Origin of the sequence: Pseudomonas boreofloridensis (assembly GCF_030580795.1) — a bacterium.
GTDB lineage: Bacteria > Pseudomonadota > Gammaproteobacteria > Pseudomonadales > Pseudomonadaceae > Aquipseudomonas > Aquipseudomonas boreofloridensis.
Genome location: NZ_JAUQOQ010000009.1, coordinates 62,693 through 82,807, shown reverse-complemented (window position 1 = coordinate 82,807; position 20,115 = coordinate 62,693). Strand labels below are relative to the sequence as shown.

The 20,115-nt window shown below is 60.6% G+C and carries 16 protein-coding genes and 7 tRNA genes; 4 read left to right on the top strand and 19 right to left on the bottom strand.

Features of this window, described 5'->3' with window-relative positions; all coding sequences use genetic code 11:
* Window positions 1–16: 16 nt before the first annotated feature.
* Genes leuB through leuC form a run of 4 tightly spaced genes read right to left on the bottom strand, consistent with a single transcriptional unit; the run spans window position 17 to window position 4,042 of the window.
* The gene (gene leuB / locus Q6A47_RS13030) at window positions 17–1,099 is read right to left on the bottom strand and encodes a 3-isopropylmalate dehydrogenase (protein WP_116887834.1); all 1,083 of its coding nucleotides are present in this window, start codon (window positions 1,097–1,099) and stop codon (window positions 17–19) included.
* Window positions 1,100–1,150: 51 nt separating this feature from the next.
* Window positions 1,151–1,915 (bottom strand): class I SAM-dependent methyltransferase, encoded by a 765-nt coding sequence (locus tag Q6A47_RS13025; RefSeq protein WP_304484489.1) that lies wholly within the window; start codon window positions 1,913–1,915, stop codon window positions 1,151–1,153.
* 52 nt (window positions 1,916–1,967) lie between these two features.
* Entirely contained in the window at window positions 1,968–2,612 is a 645-nt protein-coding gene (gene leuD, locus Q6A47_RS13020; protein WP_304484488.1) for a 3-isopropylmalate dehydratase small subunit, read from the bottom strand.
* Window positions 2,609–4,042 (bottom strand): 3-isopropylmalate dehydratase large subunit, encoded by a 1,434-nt coding sequence (gene leuC / locus Q6A47_RS13015; RefSeq protein ID WP_304484487.1) that lies wholly within the window; start codon window positions 4,040–4,042, stop codon window positions 2,609–2,611. Before leuC ends, leuD begins: the two co-directional genes overlap by 4 nt.
* A gap of 131 nt (window positions 4,043–4,173) precedes the next feature.
* Here leuC and Q6A47_RS13010 point away from each other — a divergent pair, with 131 nt between their 5' ends.
* Window positions 4,174–5,052, top strand: coding sequence for a LysR family transcriptional regulator (locus Q6A47_RS13010; RefSeq protein ID WP_029614179.1), 879 nt, complete (start codon window positions 4,174–4,176; stop codon window positions 5,050–5,052).
* Window positions 5,053–5,112: 60 nt separating this feature from the next.
* Window positions 5,113–8,409 (top strand): PAS domain S-box protein, encoded by a 3,297-nt coding sequence (locus tag Q6A47_RS13005; protein WP_304484486.1) that lies wholly within the window; start codon window positions 5,113–5,115, stop codon window positions 8,407–8,409.
* A 99-nt stretch (window positions 8,410–8,508) separates the two neighbouring features.
* Here the strand turns inward: Q6A47_RS13005 and Q6A47_RS13000 are convergent, their stop codons facing one another.
* The 11 genes from Q6A47_RS13000 to uvrB form a co-directional block, all read right to left on the bottom strand.
* The gene (locus tag Q6A47_RS13000; protein ID WP_029614178.1) at window positions 8,509–8,952 is read right to left on the bottom strand and encodes an Hsp20 family protein; all 444 of its coding nucleotides are present in this window, start codon (window positions 8,950–8,952) and stop codon (window positions 8,509–8,511) included.
* A gap of 124 nt (window positions 8,953–9,076) precedes the next feature.
* Window positions 9,077–10,057, bottom strand: coding sequence for a tRNA dihydrouridine synthase (locus Q6A47_RS12995; protein WP_304484485.1), 981 nt, complete (start codon window positions 10,055–10,057; stop codon window positions 9,077–9,079).
* A gap of 47 nt (window positions 10,058–10,104) precedes the next feature.
* Window positions 10,105–10,539: an acyl-CoA thioesterase gene (locus Q6A47_RS12990; protein WP_304484484.1), complete on the bottom strand. Its 435-nt coding sequence runs from the start codon at window positions 10,537–10,539 to the stop codon at window positions 10,105–10,107.
* 116 nt (window positions 10,540–10,655) lie between these two features.
* Window positions 10,656–10,731 (bottom strand) — tRNA-Glu (locus Q6A47_RS12985).
* Between the two features lie 44 nt (window positions 10,732–10,775).
* Window positions 10,776–10,851: transfer RNA gene (locus Q6A47_RS12980), tRNA-Ala, on the bottom strand.
* A gap of 67 nt (window positions 10,852–10,918) precedes the next feature.
* Window positions 10,919–10,994: transfer RNA gene (locus tag Q6A47_RS12975), tRNA-Glu, on the bottom strand.
* Window positions 10,995–11,037: 43 nt separating this feature from the next.
* Window positions 11,038–11,113 (bottom strand) — tRNA-Ala (locus Q6A47_RS12970).
* A 52-nt stretch (window positions 11,114–11,165) separates the two neighbouring features.
* Window positions 11,166–11,241 (bottom strand) — tRNA-Glu (locus Q6A47_RS12965).
* Window positions 11,242–11,312: 71 nt separating this feature from the next.
* Window positions 11,313–11,388 (bottom strand) — tRNA-Ala (locus Q6A47_RS12960).
* Window positions 11,389–11,633: 245 nt separating this feature from the next.
* Window positions 11,634–13,115, bottom strand: coding sequence for a glutamate--tRNA ligase (gene gltX / locus Q6A47_RS12955; RefSeq protein ID WP_116887829.1), 1,482 nt, complete (start codon window positions 13,113–13,115; stop codon window positions 11,634–11,636).
* Window positions 13,116–13,261: 146 nt separating this feature from the next.
* Window positions 13,262–15,277 carry an excinuclease ABC subunit UvrB gene (gene uvrB, locus Q6A47_RS12950; protein WP_304484483.1) on the bottom strand — a complete coding sequence of 672 codons (2,016 nt, stop codon included), beginning with the start codon at window positions 15,275–15,277 and terminating at the stop codon, window positions 13,262–13,264.
* A 288-nt stretch (window positions 15,278–15,565) separates the two neighbouring features.
* Here uvrB and Q6A47_RS12945 point away from each other — a divergent pair, with 288 nt between their 5' ends.
* Both Q6A47_RS12945 and Q6A47_RS12940 read left to right on the top strand, forming a co-directional pair.
* On the top strand, window positions 15,566–16,762 hold the full coding sequence (locus Q6A47_RS12945; protein WP_039576319.1) for an amino acid aminotransferase: 1,197 nt from the start codon (window positions 15,566–15,568) through the stop codon (window positions 16,760–16,762).
* 62 nt (window positions 16,763–16,824) lie between these two features.
* Window positions 16,825–16,900, top strand: a tRNA-Asn gene (locus tag Q6A47_RS12940).
* Window positions 16,901–16,978: 78 nt separating this feature from the next.
* Here the strand turns inward: Q6A47_RS12940 and Q6A47_RS12935 are convergent.
* The 4 genes from Q6A47_RS12935 to Q6A47_RS12920 form a co-directional block, all read right to left on the bottom strand.
* Window positions 16,979–17,539 carry a DUF1285 domain-containing protein gene (locus tag Q6A47_RS12935; RefSeq protein ID WP_116887826.1) on the bottom strand — a complete coding sequence of 187 codons (561 nt, stop codon included), beginning with the start codon at window positions 17,537–17,539 and terminating at the stop codon, window positions 16,979–16,981.
* Between the two features lie 10 nt (window positions 17,540–17,549).
* Entirely contained in the window at window positions 17,550–18,155 is a 606-nt protein-coding gene (locus Q6A47_RS12930) for a DUF4823 domain-containing protein (protein ID WP_039576316.1), read from the bottom strand.
* 134 nt (window positions 18,156–18,289) lie between these two features.
* The gene (locus tag Q6A47_RS12925; RefSeq protein WP_029612997.1) at window positions 18,290–18,925 is read right to left on the bottom strand and encodes a TetR/AcrR family transcriptional regulator; all 636 of its coding nucleotides are present in this window, start codon (window positions 18,923–18,925) and stop codon (window positions 18,290–18,292) included.
* Between the two features lie 400 nt (window positions 18,926–19,325).
* Complete coding sequence (locus Q6A47_RS12920; protein WP_304484482.1) at window positions 19,326–20,108, bottom strand: TatD family hydrolase; 783 nt, start codon at window positions 20,106–20,108, stop codon at window positions 19,326–19,328.
* Window positions 20,109–20,115: the final 7 nt, after the last annotated feature.

Sequence of the window (20,115 nt, the reverse complement as noted above, 5' to 3'; positions counted from 1 at the left end):
CGGCGGGCCAGAGAGATTACAGATTCTGCAGAGCCGCGACTACTGCGTCGCCCATTTCCTGGGTACCGACCTTGGTGCAACCGGCCGACCAGATGTCGCCGGTACGCAGCCCTTGGTCGAGCACCAGGCTGACGGCACGCTCGATGGCCTCGGCGGCCACCTGCTGGTTGAAGCTGTAGCGCAGCATCATGGACACCGAAAGAATGGTCGCCAGTGGGTTGGCGATGCCTTGCCCGGCGATGTCCGGCGCCGAGCCATGGCACGGCTCGTACATGCCCTTGTTGTCGGCGTCCAGCGACGCAGAGGGCAACATGCCGATGGAGCCGGTCAGCATGGAAGCTTCGTCCGAAAGGATGTCTCCGAACATGTTATCGGTGACCACCACATCGAACTGCTTGGGTGCGCGGACCAGTTGCATGGCGGCGTTGTCCACGTACATATGGCTGAGCTCGACGTCCGGATAGTCCTTGGCCACCTCTTCGACCACTTCACGCCAGAGCTGGCTGGATGCCAGGACGTTGGCCTTGTCGACCGAGCACAGCTTCTTGCCGCGCACGCGGGCCATGTCGAAGCCGACACGGGCGATACGACGCACTTCGCTCTCGCTGTACGGCAAGGTGTCGTAGGCCTGACGCTCGCCGCCCTGCAACTCGCGCTGACCACGAGGTGCGCCGAAGTAGATACCGCCGGTCAACTCGCGGACGATGAGGATGTCCAGACCGGACACGATCTCCGGCTTGAGCGAAGAAGCCTGCGCCAGTTGCGGGTAGAGGATCGCCGGACGCAGGTTGGCGAACAGGCCCAGTTGTGCGCGGATCTTCAGCAGGCCACGCTCGGGACGGATGTCACGCTCGATCTTGTCCCACTTCGGTCCACCGACAGCGCCCAGCAGCACAGCATCGGCGTTGCGCGCGCGCTCCAGCGTTTCATCGGCCAACGGCACGCCGTGTTTGTCGATGGCCGCGCCGCCGATCACATCGTGCGCCAGGCTGAAACCCAGGCCAAACTTTTCGTTGGCCAGGTTCAGCACCTTGACGGCCTCGGCCATGATTTCCGGGCCGATGCCATCACCTGGGAGAATCAGAATCTGTTTGCTCATGCTTTCCTCTATTCGTTCAAGCAGCGCGGCTGGATGCGCCGCGCCGAAATGCTAGCGCTCGGCCCACAGCACAATGACATCCGTGCTGAAGGAGCCGTCGGCTTGGATCTGATAATACTGCCGCACTTCCTCTCCCATGGCCCGCTGCAACTGGCGGATGGCCACGCGCATGGGCTCGGGTGTGCGCATGCGCTCGACCCAGGAGGCGAATTCCAAGTGCAAACGCTGGCGGCTGTGGCTGCGGGTGAACAGCCCCGCATCACTGACCTGGCGCAGCCACTGGTCGGCAGAGTAATCGCGCACATGACTGGTGTCGCGCAGGACTTCGACGCTTTGCAGGTAGGTGTCGAGCAGCGGGCTGCCCGGCGACATGACGTCGATGAAAGCAGCCACGCCACCGGGCTTGAGTACCCGGCGCACCTCCCGCAGGGCCAGACCCAGGTCGCTCCAGTGATGCGCCGAATAACGACTGATGACGTACTCGAAAGAGGCATCGGGGAATGGCAGACGCTCGGCCGCGCCGCGCTCGGTGACGATAGTGTTCAACCCACGCGCCGCCGCCGTACTGGCAACCACATCGAGCATCGACTGCGAGAGATCGTAGGCCACCACCCCGGCCACCAAGGGCGCCACCTGGAAGCTGACATGGCCGGCACCACACCCCAGGTCCAGCACCCGCGCAGCGCCTTGGCCTTGCAGCTCAGCCTGCAGCAGAGCGAACTCGGTGCCCTGGGCATGTACGGGGCTGCTGAGATAAGCGCTGGCCTGTTCGCCGAACTGGCGCTGGACCACATCGGCGTGGGTGCTGCTGGTCATGGTGTCGATCCTCATGGGTCGTTTCAAGATGCGGTGCGTCTGGCCCGCTCACTCAAGCGTCGCGAAACAACCACGGCTGCGCAGCGCGGTGCCCGATTTCGAAGTCCTTGATGGCGTCGTCATCCTGCAAGGTCAGGCCAATATCATCCAGGCCATTGAGCAGGCAGTGCTTGCGGAAGGCGTCGATCTCGAAATGCAAAACCTTGCCGTCCGGGCGAGTGACGGCCTGGGCCTGCAGGTCGATGGTCAACTGATAACCCGGATTGGCCTCGACCTGCCTGAACAACTCGTCCACTTCTTCGTCGGCCAGGATGATCGGCAGCAAGCCGTTCTTGAAACTGTTGTTGAAGAAGATGTCGGCGAAGCTCGGCGCAATGACGCTGCGAAAGCCGTACTCATCCAGCGCCCAAGGCGCATGCTCGCGGCTCGAACCGCAGCCGAAGTTCTCCCGTGCCAGCAGCACGCTGGCGCCTTGGTAGCGGGCGTGGTTGAGCACGAACTCCTGGTTCAGAGGGCGCTTGCTGTTGTCCTGGTAGGGCTGACCTACATCCAGGTAACGCCACTCATCGAACAGGTTGGGGCCGAAGCCGGTGCGCTTGATCGACTTGAGAAACTGCTTGGGAATGATCTGGTCGGTATCGACGTTGGCCCGATCCAACGGCGCCACGAGACCGGTGTGCTGGGTGAAGGCTTTCATGCTGCGCTCCCTTGGATCAACTCGCGGACATCGATGAAGTGGCCAGTCACCGCCGCAGCGGCGGCCATGGCCGGGCTGACCAAATGGGTACGCCCACCTGCGCCCTGACGCCCCTCGAAGTTACGGTTGGAGGTAGAGGCACAATGCTCGCCGCTCTCCAGGCGGTCCGGATTCATCGCCAGGCACATCGAGCAACCTGGCTCACGCCATTCGAAGCCGGCTTCGAGGAAGATCTTGTCCAGCCCCTCGCGCTCGGCCTGGGCCTTGACCAGCCCCGATCCCGGCACCACCAACGCCTGCTTGACGTTCGCCGCCACCTTGCGGCCCTTGGCGATCTCGGCCGCTGCGCGCAAGTCTTCGATGCGCGAGTTGGTGCACGATCCGATGAACACGCGGTCGAGCTTGATATCGGTAATGGCCTGATTGGCTGCCAGCCCCATGTACTTGAGGGCGCGCTCGATCGAGCCACGCTTGATCAGGTCTGGCTCGGCCGCCGGATCCGGAACACGTTGATCGACCGCCAGCACCATTTCGGGCGACGTGCCCCAGCTCACTTGCGGCTTGATCTGGGCGGCATCCAGTTCGACAACAGTGTCGAACACGGCATCCGCGTCGGATACCAGCCCTTTCCAGACCTGGACCGCATGCGGCCACTGCTCGTCATTGGGCGCGTAGGGGCGTCCTTGGACGTAGGCAATCGTGGTGTCGTCTACGGCGACCAGGCCGACGCGGGCACCGGCCTCGATGGACATGTTGCAGATGGTCATGCGGCCTTCCATGGACAATGCGCGGATAGCGCTACCGGCGAACTCCATGGCATGACCGTTGCCACCAGCGGTACCGATCTTGCCGATGACCGCCAGCACGATGTCCTTGGCGGTGACGCCGGCAGGCAACTGCCCCTCGACCCGCACCAGCATGTTCTTCATTTTCTTGGCGACCAGGCACTGCGTGGCGAGCACATGCTCGACTTCCGACGTACCGATGCCATGGGCCAACGCGCCGAAAGCGCCGTGCGTGGAGGTGTGCGAATCGCCGCAGACAACGGTCATGCCCGGCAATGTCGCGCCTTGCTCGGGGCTGATCACGTGCACGATGCCTTGGCGCTCGTCGTTCATCTTGAATTCGACGATGCCATATTCGTCGCAGTTCTCGTCGAGCGTCTGCACCTGCAAACGCGAGACCTGGTCGGCGATGGCCTCGATACCGCCCTTGCGTTCAGGCGTGGTCGGCACATTGTGGTCAGGGGTGGCGATATTGGCGTCGATGCGCCATGGCTGGCGGTTGGCCAGGCGCAGGCCTTCGAAGGCCTGGGGCGAAGTCACTTCGTGGATGATGTGACGGTCGATGTAAATCAAGGACGAACCATCGTCGCGTCGCTTGACTTCGTGCGCATCCCAGAGTTTGTCGTAAAGCGTTTTGCCAGCCATCAGACTGTTCCTCATCAGCGTATTTCTATGCCAATAACCCCTTGGCTTGTACGGTCGATGCTAAAGGGCTAGATTGAATAACTCAAATTCATAATTTTTATGCTTTGGATAACCAAAAGGAATTCGAAAGCGTGGATCTGGCAAACCTCAGTGCCTTCATTGCGATTGCTGAAACCGGCAGCTTCTCGAGTGCTGCTGAGCGCCTGCATTTGACCCAACCGGCGGTCAGCAAACGCATCGCAGGCCTGGAGCAGCTACTGGGCGTACGCCTTTTCGATCGACTCGGCCGCGAGGTGAGCCTGACCGAGGCCGGGCGAGCCCTGCTCCCGCGTGCTTACCAGATCGTCAATGTACTGGACGACACACGGCGTGCACTGACCAATTTGACAGGAGAAGTGACCGGCCGCCTGACTCTGGCCACCAGCCACCATATCGGCCTACACCGCCTGCCCCCGGTCCTGCGGGCGTTCACCCGGGAATACCCTGGCGTGGCGCTGGATATCCAGTTTCTCGATTCAGAAGCGGCCTACGACGAAGTTCTCCACGGCCGCGCAGAAATTGCCGTGATCACCCTGGCCCCCGAGCCTCATCACCTGATTCGGGCCACCCCTGTCTGGGACGACGCACTGGATTTCGTCGCCGCCCCAGAGCACCCACTGGCACGCGACAGCCACGTTCGACTGGCCGATGTCGCACGCCATCCCGCCGTGTTCCCCGGCGGTAATACGTTCACTCATCACATCGTGCAACGCCTGTTCGAGAGCCAGGGACTGACGCCAAACATCGCCATGAGCACCAACTACCTGGAGACTATCAAGATGATGGTGTCCATTGGTCTGGCCTGGAGCGTTCTACCGCGCACCATGCTCGATGGGCAGGTCGCATCCATCGCTTTGCCCGGCATATGCCTGTCTCGCCAGCTAGGCTACATCCTGCATACGGAACGAACGCTGTCCAATGCGGCCAGGGCGTTCATGGCCTTGCTCGACAGCCAGCGCGAGCCTGCCTGACTGCATCGCGGTACGGCGTGTGATCCATAGCGAGCTTCATCTGCCGAAGGTCTGCAAGCCATGCCCAAACCAGACAAAACCTACCCGCGCCTGCCTCATATTCCTGCAGTCGACCCATTGGAATCGGAGCAGGCGTGGCAGAACGCCCCGCAATTGCTCACTGCACTCAACGGTGCGCGCCTCGGCGCGTGGCTGTGGGATATCGAAACAGGCCGGGTGAGCTGGTCGCGCGGCACCCAGGCGCTATTTGGCTTCGATCCGCAGCACCCACTGGCAGAAGGTATCGATTACCTGGATTTGCTCCCCGAAGAAGACCGTGCGCGAACCCGCCAGTTGTTCCAGGCGGTGGTCGATGGCGAACCGGCGGATCAAGCCATGCGCCATCGCATCCGCTGGCCCGACGGCAGCCTGCACTGGCTGGAAATAAACGGCAGCCTGACCCACGATCACAATGGTCGCCGCCAGATGATCGGGGTGATTCGCGAAATCACCCGCCAGCGCGATCGAGAGGCCGCGCTGGTCAACTCGGAAAAGCGCTTTGCCACCCTTTTCCACCTCAGTCCCAATGCGATCCTGCTGACCCGTCGCCACGACGGCATGATCTTCGAGGTCAACCAGCACTTCGAGGCCATGTTCGGCTGGCCCGGCGCGCTGGTGATCGGCAAGAGCAGTGTCGAACTGGGCATGTGGGTCCACGCCGAACAAGGCCAGCAAATGCTCGACGCCACCCGCAACAGCGGCAAGCCGGTGACCATGGAAGTGCAGTTCCGCACCGCGACCGGCCGGGTCCAGGACGGCATTCTGTGCACCCAGGGCATTGAACTCGAAGGTATTACTTATCTGGTCAGCACCTTTGTCGACACCACTGAGCGCAAGCGCGCCGAGCGAGCCCTCAAGGACAGCCAAGAGCGCCTGGACTTGGCGCTGGACTCCGCACAACTGGGCACCTGGGACTGGCACATCCCCAGCGGCATGCTCTATGGCTCAGCGCGCGCCGCGCAGTTGCATGGCCTGGACCCTGCCCCCTTCCACGAGTCGTTCGACGCGTTCTTCGAAGGTGTGCCGGAAGAAGAACGCAGCGCCATGCGCCAGGCCTACCGCAGTTTGCGCGAAGGGCCGGCGGGCAATTACCAGATCACCTACCGGGTGCAATTGGAAAACGGCGCCTCGCGCTATATCGAAAGCCGAGCACGGCTGTACCGGGATGATCAGGGCACTCCGCTGCGCATGGCCGGTACATTGCTGGACATTACCGATCAGGTCGAACGCGAGCAGCGCCTGAGCGCCTCGGAGGAAAAATTCGCCAGCCTGTTCCAGGTAAGCCCCGATCCGATTTGCGTTCTGGATCAGGACAGCGGCCAGTTCATCGAAATCAACCCGGCCTTCACCCAAACGTTCGGCTGGACCGCCACGCAGGTGATAGGGCGCAGCCCCGACCAGATCGGATTGTGGGCCGAACCTTACGCCCGCGCCCAACGTATCGAGCGGGTCATTCGCGAACAGGGCTTGAGCAACATTGCCGTAGTGGTCAACCACCTGAGCGGCATACCGCTGACCTGTATGATTTCCAGCCGCCTGATCACAGTCGACAACCGACCTTGCAGCGTGACCACGCTACGCGACATTACCCAGCAACAACGCGCCGAGTCCGCCCTGAAGGCCAGCGAGGAAAAGTTCGCCAAAGCGTTTCATTCAAGCCCCGATGCAATCACCATCACCGAACGTCAAAGCGGTCGTTACCTGGAGGTCAACGACGGCTTCTGCCGACTGACCGGCTTTAGCAGCCACGAAGTGGTCGGCCGGACCGTTTTCGAATTGGGCATCTGGACCGACGAAAAGCAGCGCGCGGCGCTGTTGGCAGACCTCGGCGAGCATGGCCGGGTGCACCATCGGGAAATGCTCGGACATAACAAGCAGGGCGAGGTCTTGACCGTGGAAGTCTCGGTCGAACCGATCAGCCTCAACGACACCGACTGCCTGTTGATGACTGCACGCGACGTCAGCCAACTGAAGAATGCCCAGGCGCAGATTCGTCACCTGGCCTACCACGACCCGTTGACCAACCTGCCCAATCGCGCCCTGCTGACCGATCGGCTGAGCCAGCAGATCGCCCTGCTCAAACGCCATGATCTGCGCGGCGCCTTGCTCTTCCTGGACCTGGATCATTTCAAGCACATCAACGATTCACTCGGCCACCCGGTCGGCGATACCGTGCTCAAGATCATCACCGCACGCCTGGAAGCCAGCGTACGTCTGGAGGATACGGTGGCGCGGCTGGGTGGCGACGAGTTCGTGGTGCTGCTCAGCGGCCTGGCCGGCAGCCGCGAACGGGTCGAGGCCCAGGTGCGCGAACTGGCCGACACCTTGCGCGAGCTGCTGGCCGCACCGATGTCGCTGGATGGTCAGCGCCTGCAGGTGACGCCGAGCATTGGCGTAGCGCTGATTCCGGATCATGGCTCAACCCCGGCCGACCTGCTCAAACGTGCCGACATCGCCCTGTACCGGGCCAAGGACTCGGGACGCAACACCACGCAACTGTTTCACACCACCATGCAGGAAGCCGCCAGCGAACGGCTGCGCATGGAAAACGACCTGCGCTTGGCGCTGTCGCGTGACGAACTGGCGCTGCACTTCCAGCCCCAGGTTGACGCGCGCGCCAATCGCATCGTGGGCGTAGAGGTCTTGCTGCGCTGGCATCATCCACAATTGGGGCAGCAATCCCCTGCGCTGTTCATACAGGTGCTGGAGGAAAGCGGACTGATACTCGAGGTGGGCAGTTGGATCCTCGACCAGGCCTGCGAGGCCTGCGCGCGCCTGCTGGATGAGGGCTTGATCGATGCTGGTGAGTTCAGCCTGTGCGTGAACATCAGCCCCAAACAATTTCGCCAGAATGATTTCGTCGAAAGGGTTTTGCGCAGCCTGGACGAGCATCATCTGCCCCGCTACATGCTCAAGCTGGAAATCACCGAGGGGATCGTGATCCAGAACCTGGAGGACACCATCGGCAAGATGCGCGAGCTCAAGCGTCACGGCGTGACCTTCGCCATGGACGATTTCGGCACGGGCTATTCCTCGCTGACCTACCTCAAGCGGTTGCCCGTCGATGCACTGAAGATCGATCAGACCTTCGTGCGCGATGCACCCAACGATTCGAACGATGCGGAAATCGTTCGCGCCATCGTCGCCATGGCACACAGCCTCGGGCTTACGGTAATCGCCGAAGGTGTCGAGTTGACCGAACAACTGACGTTCCTCCAGCGCCAAGGCTGTCATCTCTATCAGGGTTATCTGTTCAGCCGACCACTGGCTCTGGCTGAGTTTCGCCGTCTATTGGCTGAGACAAGCGGTCGCACATGACTGGCTGGCGAGAGAAATCAGGTAGAACGATGCGCAACGCCAACAAGATCGGAGCCGCAAAGCGGCCCCGATCGATGCTCACCGAGCAGTTTCAAGGTATCAATTGAGCGCTGGCTTATCGCCATTGATTGGGATGCGCTTGGCCTTGGCTTCTTCCGGCACGACACGCAGGAGGTCGATGCTCAGCAGCCCGTTGGCCAGGTCGGCGGCCTTGACCTCGATGTGATCGGCCAGACGGAACGACAGCTTGAACGCGCGCTGGGCAATACCTTGATGCAGATAGGTCACCTCGGTGGCGGCCTTGTCACGCTTGCCACCCGAGACCGTCAGTACACCCTTCTCGACCTGAAGATCAAGGTCCTGCTCCTGCAGGCCGGCGGCGGCAATAACGATGCGGTACTGGTCATCACCATGCTTTTCAACGTTGTAGGGCGGGTAGCTGCTACCAGCCTCGTTACGTGCCGCAGACTCGAACAAGTCATTGAAACGGTCGAAGCCAACGGAGTGGCGGAACAGTGGAGCGAGGGAGAACGCGGTAGTCATAGTCATTAACTCCTGAGATTCAGCAAGTAAGTCACTTCGCGACCCGACTTCGGCATCGCGTACTCAAGAGATAAGGTCTTCAACAACGGTTTCAAGGGACATCGGCAAAAAATTCGTGTGCCCTTCAGGCAACATCCAATTCAACGCCTTGCCCGGTGAGTACTCCAACGCCCAGCAACTGACTGATCCGCTGGCAGTCGTCTTCACGGCGCAATTGGGCGAACAGTGCCACGGCCTCTGGATAGCTGCGAGTCAACATGGCCAGCCACTGCTTCATCCGTCCTGGCGCATAGCGCGGCGACAGCTTGGCCTGGGCCTGACGCCAGAATTCGCGCAACAGCGGCAACAGTTCGCACCAGGCCAAAGGTCGGTAGTCGCGCCCCTCGTGTGCTGCTGCGATCTGCAGTGCCAAGTCGGGCCGAGACACCAGACCACGCCCCAACATGATGTGTTCGGCACCGCTGACCTCGCGGCAGCGCCGCCAGTCCTCGACCGTCCAGATTTCGCCGTTGGCGAACACCGGTACCTGAACCACTTCCTGCACCCGCGCCACCCATTCCCAATGGGCTGGCGGCTTGTAACCTTCGACCTTGGTTCGCGCATGCACCACCAGGTGCGCTGCCCCGCCTTCGGCCAGCGCCGTACCGCACTCCAGCGCACCGTCTGGACTGTCGAAGCCCAGACGCATCTTGGCGGTCACAGGGATATGCGCAGGTACGGCGCGGCGAACTTCATGGACAATGGCGTGCAGCAGTTCAGGCTCCTTGAGCAGCACGGCGCCACCGCGGGATTTATTGACGGTCTTGGCCGGACAACCAAAGTTCAGGTCGATAACCGGCGCACCCAGCTCGCAAGCCAACGCGGCATTCTCTGCCAGGCATACGGGGTCCGAGCCCAACAACTGCACACGCATGGGCACACCTGCCGCTGTTTGAGCCCCATGGCGCAGCTCAGGCGCCAACTTGTCGAATGACGAGGGCGGCAGCAGGCGATCGCAGACGCGGATGAACTCGGTGACACACCAGTCGATGCCACCGACACGGGTCAGCACGTCGCGCAGGATGTTGTCGACCAGACCCTCCATGGGGGCCAGGGCAATTTGCATGTTGGGGTCTCGAGAAAAAGCGGGAGTCTAGCAAAAAGACGGGGCGATCAGGCACCGATCAGTGCCGGACCATAGCCTTCGATGAACTCGGCAGGCATGCGCCGAGGCCTGCCGCTGGACAGCTCGATACAGGCGAAGGTGGTCTGCGCACGAAGCAGCGTGACGCCGTCGCTTGGACGCCTGAGCTGGAAACGACGAGTCATGCGCAGACGCTGGTCCCATTCGACGATCCACGTGCCTAGTTGCAGCTCGTCGTCCTCATAGCCGGCCGCCAGATAGTCGATTTCATGACGAACAACGGCCATGGCCCGGTCCAGCCGACGGTATTCGGCCAAGTCCAGGCCCAGGCGCTGCGAATGACGCCAGGCACACCGCTCCAGCCACGTCACGTAAACCGCATTGTTGGCATGGCCAAGGCCGTCGATGTCTTCGCTGCCGACCCGAAGGTCGATGATGAACGGCGCTGCCAGATCCCAGCTCATGCCTGCTCCCCAATGAGTGAAGAGGCAGAGTGTAACCAATGCCGAGAAGTAGAAAAACAAAAGGCCCATTCAATAATCGAATGAGCCTTTGAAGTCCCGCAAAACGCGGGTAAAAGTGGCGTCCCCTAGGGGACTCGAACCCCTGTTACCGCCGTGAAAGGGCGGTGTCCTAGGCCACTAGACGAAGGGGACGTGAAACCTTCGTGCAGACTCGCTTTCACGAATCCTGGCAGATTTGGTGGAGCTAAGCGGGATCGAACCGCTGACCTCCTGCATGCCATGCAGGCGCTCTCCCAGCTGAGCTATAGCCCCGAAACAAAACAAAAAGCCCATCCAACAACCGAATGAGCCTCTCAACCCCGCAATACGCGGGAAGAAGTGGCGTCCCCTAGGGGACTCGAACCCCTGTTACCGCCGTGAAAGGGCGGTGTCCTAGGCCACTAGACGAAGGGGACGTTGACCTTCGTGCCGGCCCGTTTTCACGAGCCGCGGCAAAATTGGTGGAGCTAAGCGGGATCGAACCGCTGACCTCCTGCATGCCATGCAGGCGCTCTCCCAGCTGAGCTATAGCCCCAGATTTCTAGCCTCGCGGCCCAGCGACCCTTGCAGCATCGCTTGTGTGAAACTGGCGTCCCCTAGGGGACTCGAACCCCTGTTACCGCCGTGAAAGGGCGGTGTCCTAGGCCACTAGACGAAGGGGACGAACCTTCTTGCCTTCAAGACCGTGTACTAGACCCGATCTTGCTTCATGTTGCTGGACATGAAGCGGAATGTGGTGGAGCTAAGCGGGATCGAACCGCTGACCTCCTGCATGCCATGCAGGCGCTCTCCCAGCTGAGCTATAGCCCCACAATGTCGCAGTGAACCGAAGCATCGACTGGGCGCCAAATGTTTCGTTCTCGTTCATCGCTGTGGACGGGGCGCATATTAAGAGTGGATTGCAGGGCTGTCAAACGAATTCGTGAAAAAACTCAAAATTTTTTTCACAGATAACAATCACTTACCGCCCTGCCCTGGCAGCCCAAGAAGTGCTGCCCACGGCAGTGAAGGCTTGCTCCACCGCCGCCGCCCAGGCGATGACCATTCACAAACGATCAGGCGATACTGGCGAGGAGCTTTTCCCACTCCTTGTTTTCTTTCTTGGACACGCCCCCCAGCAACTCCAGCGCCTGCCGCAAGCGATAGCGCGTGAGGTCAGGGCCAAGAATCTCCATGGCATCAAGCACCGACACCGAACTGGCCTGACCGGAAATCGAAGCGAACATCAGCGGCATGGCGTCACGCAACTTCAAGCCAAGCGTGTCGACTACTGCCTGGATACAGCCAGTGATGCGCTCTTTTTCCCACTGACGCAAACTTTCGAGTTTCCACAAGATCAACTGCATCACCTGGCGAACCTGCTCAGGCGTCAGCTTCTTGTGCTCGAACAGCTTGGCATCGAGCTTGAGCGCACCTTCAAAGAAGAAACCGGCCAACGGCGCAATCTGACTGAACGTTTCCACCCGACCTTGAACGTGCGGGGCGATTTTCATCATGTAGTCGGAGTTGAACGCCCACTGTTGCACACGCGCAGCGAAGTCTTCGACCGGCAGATCACGCAGCCACTGGCCATTGAGCCAGGACAGCTTCTCGATATCGAAGATCGGCCCACCCAGCGAGATGCGCGAGAGATCGAAGTGCTCGACCATCTCCGCCAGGGAAAACTTCTCGCGCTCGTCGGGCATCGACCAACCCATGCGCCCCAGGTAGTTGAGCATCGCCTCGGGCATGAAGCCCATGCGCTCGTAGAAGGTGACGGAGGTCGGATTCTTGCGCTTGGACAGCTTGGATTTGTCTGGATTACGCAGCAGCGGCATGTAACACAGCTTGGGCTGTTCCCAACCGAAATACTCGTAGAGTTTGATCAGCTTCGGCGCCGAAGGCAGCCATTCCTCACCGCGCAAGACGTGGGTGATCCCCATCAGGTGATCATCGACCACATTGGCCAGGAAGTAGGTGGGCAGACCGTCGTTCTTCATCAGCACCTGCATGTCCATGCGGTCCCACGGAATCTCGACATCGCCACGCAGCATGTCCGGCACCACGCAGATACCTTCGCTGGGCACCTTCATGCGGATCACATGAGGCTCGCCTGCCGCCAGACGGCGCTGGACCTCCTCATCACTGAGCTTGAGCGCACGCCCGTCATAGCGGGGCGTCTCGCCGCGGGCCATCTGTTCGGCGCGCATCTGATCCAGCTCTTGCGCCGTGCAGAAGCAATAGAAAGCGTGACCGGCATCGACCAATTCCTTGGCATAGCGCGCGTAGATTTCGCCACGCTCGCTCTGCCGATATGGGCCATGCGGACCACCGACATCCGGACCTTCGTTCCACTCGATTCCCAGCCAGCGCAGGGCATCGAAGATCTGCTGCTCGGACTCACGGGTCGAACGCAACTGATCGGTGTCTTCGATACGCAGAATGAATTCGCCGCCGTGCTGCTTGGCGAAGCAGTAGTTGAACAGAGCGATGTAGGCGGTGCCGACATGGGGGTCGCCGGTAGGCGATGGCGCGATGCGCGTGCGAACGGTGGTCATGGACAGTCTCGGACGAAGGATGAAACAAAGACGGAATGTTAGCAGGGAGCAGGCTGCGGGCTCCAGCAAAGGCGTTTGCAACATCGGATCGGACGCGCTCGCGCGCAGGGCCCGTACGCCAGGTAAGCGATTGAGCGATCAGTGACTCAACTGCTGATCAACCGTGCACGCAGCTGTCCAATCTCGTCGCGCAACTGTGCGGCGGCTTCGAATTCGAGGTCGCGCGCCATCTGGAACATCTTCTCTTCCAACACCTTGATGCGCTTGGTGATTTCGCCAGGCGTCTTGAGTTCGGCCTCGTAACGCGCAGCCTCCTCCGCCGCCTTGGCCATTCCTTTGCGCTTCTTGCTGCGCGCGCCCGGTACCGTGGCGCCCTCAAGGATGTCAGTGATGTCTTTGACCACACCCTTGGGCACGATGCCGTTGGCTTCGTTGAAGGCCACCTGCTTTGTACGGCGCCGCTCGGTCTCGTCGATCGCCCGCTGCATGGATCCGGTGATCTGATCGGCGTACAGGATGGCCTTGCCGTTCAGGTTTCGCGCCGCACGGCCAATGGTCTGGATGAGTGAACGCTCGGAGCGCAGGAAGCCCTCCTTGTCGGCGTCGAGGATCGCTACCAGCGATACCTCGGGCATGTCCAGACCTTCGCGCAGCAGGTTGATGCCCACCAGCACATCGAAGGTTCCAAGACGCAGATCGCGGATGATTTCAACGCGTTCCACGGTGTCGATGTCCGAGTGCAGATAGCGAACGCGCACGCCGTGATCGGCCAGATAGTCACTCAGGTCTTCGGCCATGCGCTTGGTCAAGGTCGTGGCGAGCACTCGCTCACCGGCTGCCACACGCTTGCCGATCTCGGACAACAGATCATCGACCTGAGTCAAGGCCGGCCGAATCTCGACCTCGGGGTCGACCAGGCCGGTCGGGCGCACCACCTGCTCGACCACACGGCCGGCGTGCGCCTCTTCGTAGGGCCCGGGTGTCGCAGAAACGAATATGGTCTGCGGGCTGACCGACTCCCACTCGTCGAAACGCATAGGTCGGTTGTCCAGCGCAGAAGGCAGCCGAAAACCGTACTCCACCAGGGTTTCCTTGCGCGAACGGTCGCCTTTGTACATGGCCCCGACCTGGGGCACGCTAACGTGGGATTCGTCGATGACCAACAGGGCATCGGCCGGCAGATAGTCATAAAGCGTGGGCGGCGGAGCCCCCGATGGGCGACCGGAGAGGTAGCGGGAGTAGTTTTCGATACCGTTGCAATAGCCCAGTTCGAGAATCATCTCCAGGTCGAAGCGAGTGCGCTGTTCGAGGCGCTGTGACTCCACCAGCTTGTTGGCCTTGTTCAGATACTCCAGGCGCTCGCCGAGCTCCTGCTTGATGCCATCGACCGCTTCGAGCAACGTTTCCCGAGGGGTCACATAATGGCTCTTGGGATAGAACGTGAAACGAGGCAGCTTGCGAATGACCTCGCCGGTGAGCGGATCGAAAGCGGCGATGTTCTCCACCTCGTCATCGAACAGCTCGATGCGAATGGCTTCGAGGTCCGATTCAGCCGGGAAAATGTCGATCACGTCCCCCCGGACACGGAACGTCGCACGGGCAAAATCCATCTCGTTGCGGGTGTACTGCAGGTCAGCCAGCCGGCGTAGCAACGCGCGCTGATCGAGCTTGTCGCCGCGGTCGATGTGCAGCACCATCTTCAGGTAGGTTTCCGGGCTGCCCAGACCATAGATGCAGGACACCGTGGTCACGATGATCGCGTCGCGGCGCTCGAGCAGGGCCTTGGTCGCCGACAGGCGCATCTGTTCGATGTGGTCGTTGATCGACGCATCTTTCTCGATGAAGGTGTCCGAAGACGGCACATAGGCTTCGGGCTGGTAGTAGTCGTAATAAGAAACGAAGTATTCGACCGCGTTGTTCGGGAAAAACGCCTTGAACTCACCATACAGCTGGGCTGCCAACGTTTTATTGGGCGCCAGGACCATGGTTGGACGCTGCACCTGCTGGATGACGTTGGCGATGCTGAAGGTTTTGCCAGAGCCGGTGACGCCGAGCAGCGTCTGGTGCGACAGCCCCGCCTCCAGCCCCTCGACCATCAGACGAATGGCCTCGGGCTGATCACCGGCCGGCTGGAAGCGCGTGACGAGCTGGAACTCGGACATGAAGGACCTCGTGGAAATCGCGGCAACTGTAAATTTAGCCAGTAGTCTATACGCAAAAATGCGCATCGGGCGAATCCGCCCGTCCCTACGTGTGAACACTCATTGCAGTGGACCGGGCAATTGACCCAAGGGTCGAAAAATATTTGCGCCAACTGTGGCAAAAACCTGCGCCAGACTGTCGCGGTCACCCAGCGGTATCTCTATACTGACTCCCCGTTTGCACCGCTTCAGTGCACTGGGCTGGAGCGTGCATTTCCCATCACTCTCCACTTCAGAGCCAAGGTAACAATGAGCCTGTTTTCCGCTGTCGAGCTGGCACCCCGCGATCCCATTCTGGGCCTCAACGAAGCCTTCAATGCCGACCCACGCACCGACAAGGTGAATCTGGGCGTTGGTGTTTACTGCAACGAGGAAGGTCGCATCCCGCTACTGCGTGCGGTGATCGAGGCTGAAACCCAGCGTGCAGCCCAGCGGGCCTCGCGCGGCTACCTGCCGATCGACGGTATCGCCAGCTACGACCAAGCCGTGCAGAAGCTGCTGTTCGGTGCAGAATCCCCGTTACTCGCTGCCGGCCGCGTGGTTACCGTACAGGCCGTCGGCGGTACCGGCGCCCTGAAGATCGGCGCCGACTTCCTCAAGCGTCTGTCGCCCACCGCCACCGTCGCCATCAGCGATCCGAGCTGGGAAAACCACCGCGCCCTGTTCGAGTCGGCCGGTTTTCCTGTGCAGAACTACCGCTACTACGACGCTGCGAATAACGACGTCAATCGCGTCGGCATGCTCGAAGACCTGAACAGCCTGCCCTCGGGCTCGATAATCGTCCTGCACGCCTGCTGCCATAACCCAACGGGTGTCGACCTGTCGCTCGACGACTGGAAGAACGTGCTGGAAGTGGTCAAAGCCAAAAACCATATCCCGTTCCTCGACATGGCCTACCAGGGCTTCGGCGACGGCATCGCCGAAGACGCGCTCGCGGTGCGTCTTTTCGCCGAATCGGGTCTGGACTTCTTCGTCTCCAGTTCGTTCTCCAAATCGTTCTCGCTGTACGGCGAGCGTGTAGGCGCCCTGTCGATCGTCACCGGCTCCAAGGACGAAAGCACCCGCGTGCTGTCACAGGTCAAGCGTGTGATCCGCACCACCTACTCCAACCCACCGACCCATGGCGCTACCATCGTCGCCACCGTACTCAACAACGCCGAACTGCGGCAGATGTGGGAAACCGAGCTAGGCGAGATGCGCGAACGCATCCATGGCATGCGCAAGCAGATGGTCGAATTGCTGGCCCAATATGGCGCCAAGCGCGACTTCAGCTTTGTCGGCCGTCAGGTCGGAATGTTCTCCTACTCCGGATTGACCGTCGAGCAAGTGGCACGCCTGAAGAACGAGTTCGGCATTTATGCGCTGGACACCGGACGCATCGCTGTGGCAGCGCTGAATCAGAGCAACATCCACGTGGTGACCAAAGCTATCGTCGAGGTGCTGTAAGCGCTTGATTTGCCAAGGGGCGGGTTGACTTCCCCTTGGCATTCATTAAGATACGCGCAGATTCCGCGATAGCTCAGTCGGTAGAGCAAATGACTGTTAATCATTGGGTCCCTGGTTCGAGTCCAGGTCGCGGAGCCACACATTGAAAACCTCCAGATGCGCAAGCACTGGAGGTTTTTCGTTTTCGGGCGCACGCTTTCTCTCTGCAGCCCCGACTCAGTCGGCTCGCCCCAACGGGTAGAACTGACCGTGACTCCAGACGCCAAGCCAAGACTGGCCCTCTAACATCCGCGGCACTGCAAGGTCCACCAATTGGTAGAACACATTGCGGTGGATCAGTGCCTCCAGGTTGCTGCGCATCAGCAGATAAGGCGCTGGCTCGCCCGTGTCAGCGCAGGTGTGCACGCGCAAAGGATGTTCTGGTCCGGCTTCGGCTTGGTCGTCGACATTGCTGATAAAACGCAATACCTGACCCTCGCCTTCACCCTCGACCTGCATCGAGACAGCCACGAACGGCGCGTCGTCGACACGAATGCCGACCTTCTCGACCGGCGTCACCAGGAAGTAATCGTCCCCATCACGCCGCAGGATGGTGGAAAACAGCCGAACCATGGGCTTGCGCCCGATGGGGGTACCCAAGTAATACCACGTACCGTCACGGGCGATGCGCATGTCGATATCGCCGCAGAAATCAGGGTTCCAGAGATGCACGGGCGGCAGCCCTTTGTCCTTGGGAATTTGCCCGAGGATGTCACTGGCCTTGCCCTCACCCGTCATCGCGTACTCCTTAACGACTCATCCCAAGAAGACTGCGAGCGTACTCGCGCATCGGCTCAGCGAGCAAATCCTGGGGTGTATTGTCGTGGAACGTCAACAAACCGCCGCGACTCTTGATCCGCGCAGTGTCGATCAGATATCGAGTGCTGGTTTCGATCAGCATCATTTGCACGACGCCAGTGTCCCAGCCAAGACGATCTACAGCCTGCTCGTCATACCATTCGTCACCGTTGCCGATGCGATCATCCGTACGGGCGAACCGGGTGTAGAGCACATAATGGGCGCCGACCGAACGAGCTTCGGCAATGGCTTCTTCCAGACCCAGGGGAGCCTTCGCGCGACGTACCAGCGGGAAGTACTCGACGAAGCTCTTGAACGCCTCGTCAGCGACGGCGTTCTGTCTGGGTACCGGGCCTTTACCCGGCGGAACGAATGCGCCTTGGCCAATGAAGATGAAAGAGTCAGGCTGCAGACGGACCGACAGGGTGCGCGTCGTGTCACTGTGGTCGAGCAGACCCGCATCGCTCAACTGGTAGCGCACCCCCTCCCCCATGTCGCTGACTTTCATGCAGCCGCCCAACGCCATCAGCGCCAGCAGCAAGACCAGGCTACGCATCTTTCCTCCAGTGACCGGTGACGAAAAACCGGCGAATAGCCGCGTGATGCAGCTTTTACGCCAGTTTGCTGATCACTGCCCCCGGTTGAACGACTCGTGCATGCATTCATCACAACCCGCCGGGAACAGGGTGGTCAAGTGGCGGGGTCCGGATCACGCTTGCGCTTGTTGCCCATGCGTACACCGATATCCATCAAGAACTGGAAGAAACCCTCTTGGTCTTCCAGCACGTTGCTCCAGAACGGCGAGTGATACAGGGCGACCGCGCCGTGCACCAGCGCCCAGGCTGCACAGTAATGGAAATACGGCGGAACGTCCTCGAGCTTGCCTTCGCTGATCCGTCCCTTGATCAACTGGGTAAGACGCTCGAAATTCGAGGCACGGATGCTGTGCAACTGCTCGACCATCTCCGGCACCTGATTGCCCTTGACCACTTTCTCTTCAAGCCGGTCGAACAAACGGTAGCGCTGGGGATCACGCATGCGGAACTCGAAATAGGCGCGCGACAGGGCTTCCTTGTCGCGGTCGACATCGCTCGAATGCAGCAGCGCATTCAGATCGCGCTCGTAGTCGAGCATCAAGCGCAGATAAATTTCTGCCTTGGATTTGAAGTGCTTGTAGATCGTGCCTTTGCCGATGCCGACCGCGTCGGCAATCATCTCGACGGTGACGCTGTCTTCACCCTGTTCGAGAAACAGCTTGAGCGCCGTGTCGAGGATCTCTTGTTCGCGACGGCGAAACTCACGGACCTTACGAGGTTCTTTCTGCATAGGAAGGACTGGGATGACAATCGAAGCGGATTATTATGCCTAAGTGCTGCCAAATTGCACGGTTCTTCCGCTGACGTGAGTGTTTCATCATGAGTGTGCGTGCGGTGGGTACTGAAAACGGCAGTTCCGCCCTCGACTCATGCGGTCGAGGCATGTCGCATCGAGAACGTATGCCAAATCTGTTTAAAAAACCATCAATCGACGCTGGCACAGCGCCAGGACTGACCAATACTAGATGTGTCGATGCTGAGCTTCCCCCCAAGCGAAGCATTGATGAAGGCACCTAGGGACCGCGTGCCTGTGTATTACTCCTAATGGTCTTGACCCGGATTCCTCCCCCAGAAGCCGGGTTTTTTTTGCCGTTTGCAGCGATCGATCAATCGCTCGCTGCAAACCTTGATCAGGCGACGCGTGCCAGCGGGAACAGTCGTTTGAAGTTGGCGGTGGTCTGATCGGCCAACTGGGTGTAGCTCAGCCCGCGTAACGACGCTACGTACTCGGCAACCTCACGCACGTATTGCGGGAGGTTGGGCTTGCCGCGATAAGGAATCGGCGCCAGGTAAGGCGAGTCGGTTTCGACCAGCAAGCGGTCGTGCGGAACTTGGCGCGCCACCTCGCGCAAGGCATCGGCGTTGCGGAAGGTGACGATCCCGGAAAGTGAGATGTAATAGCCCAGATCCAGTGCCGCCCGCGCCATGTCCCAGTCTTCGGTAAAGCAATGCAACACGCCGGCCTGTGGCAGGTTGGCCTCGCGCAGCAACGCGAGGGTGTCGGCCCGCGCGGCACGGGTATGCACGATCACCGGCTTGCCGGTCTGTCGCGACGCTTCCAGATGCAGGCGGAACGACGCCTGTTGAAGCGTCGCAGCTTCGGGCTCGTAGTGGTAATCCAGACCCGTTTCGCCGATTGCGACCACATGAGGGTGAGCCAGCTCGCGCAGGAGCCATTCGAGCGCCGGCGTCTCGCCCGGCGCCAGATCGAGCGGATGCACGCCAACCGAGCAGTCGACATCGCCATACTGCTCGCTCAGGGCTTTGACTGCCCCAGCATTCTCGGCGCTCACGCCAATGCATAGAAAATGCCCGACGCCACGCTGGCGAGCCGCCTGCAAGGCAGCGTCGAGCGAACCTGCGTGGGCGCTCAGGTCAAGACGGTCTAGGTGGCAATGGGAATCTACAAGCATGGGATTG

What these genes read in the sequence shown, in the direction of transcription:
- leuB (WP_116887834.1), bottom strand. Translation starts at nt 1,099, where the DNA reads ATGAGCAAACAGATTCTGATTCTCCCAGGTGATGGCATCGGCCCGGAA.
- Q6A47_RS13025 (WP_304484489.1), bottom strand. Translation starts at nt 1,915, where the DNA reads ATGACCAGCAGCACCCACGCCGATGTGGTCCAGCGCCAGTTCGGCGAA.
- leuD (WP_304484488.1), bottom strand. Translation starts at nt 2,612, where the DNA reads ATGAAAGCCTTCACCCAGCACACCGGTCTCGTGGCGCCGTTGGATCGG.
- leuC (WP_304484487.1), bottom strand. Translation starts at nt 4,042, where the DNA reads ATGGCTGGCAAAACGCTTTACGACAAACTCTGGGATGCGCACGAAGTC.
- Q6A47_RS13005 (WP_304484486.1), top strand. Translation starts at nt 5,113, where the DNA reads ATGCCCAAACCAGACAAAACCTACCCGCGCCTGCCTCATATTCCTGCA.
- Q6A47_RS13000 (WP_029614178.1), bottom strand. Translation starts at nt 8,952, where the DNA reads ATGACTACCGCGTTCTCCCTCGCTCCACTGTTCCGCCACTCCGTTGGC.
- Q6A47_RS12995 (WP_304484485.1), bottom strand. Translation starts at nt 10,057, where the DNA reads ATGCAAATTGCCCTGGCCCCCATGGAGGGTCTGGTCGACAACATCCTG.
- Q6A47_RS12990 (WP_304484484.1), bottom strand. Translation starts at nt 10,539, where the DNA reads ATGAGCTGGGATCTGGCAGCGCCGTTCATCATCGACCTTCGGGTCGGC.
- gltX (WP_116887829.1), bottom strand. Translation starts at nt 13,115, where the DNA reads ATGACCACCGTTCGCACGCGCATCGCGCCATCGCCTACCGGCGACCCC.
- uvrB (WP_304484483.1), bottom strand. Translation starts at nt 15,277, where the DNA reads ATGTCCGAGTTCCAGCTCGTCACGCGCTTCCAGCCGGCCGGTGATCAG.
- Q6A47_RS12945 (WP_039576319.1), top strand. Translation starts at nt 15,566, where the DNA reads ATGAGCCTGTTTTCCGCTGTCGAGCTGGCACCCCGCGATCCCATTCTG.
- Q6A47_RS12935 (WP_116887826.1), bottom strand. Translation starts at nt 17,539, where the DNA reads ATGACGGGTGAGGGCAAGGCCAGTGACATCCTCGGGCAAATTCCCAAG.
- Q6A47_RS12930 (WP_039576316.1), bottom strand. Translation starts at nt 18,155, where the DNA reads ATGCGTAGCCTGGTCTTGCTGCTGGCGCTGATGGCGTTGGGCGGCTGC.
- Q6A47_RS12925 (WP_029612997.1), bottom strand. Translation starts at nt 18,925, where the DNA reads ATGCAGAAAGAACCTCGTAAGGTCCGTGAGTTTCGCCGTCGCGAACAA.
- Q6A47_RS12920 (WP_304484482.1), bottom strand. Translation starts at nt 20,108, where the DNA reads ATGCTTGTAGATTCCCATTGCCACCTAGACCGTCTTGACCTGAGCGCC.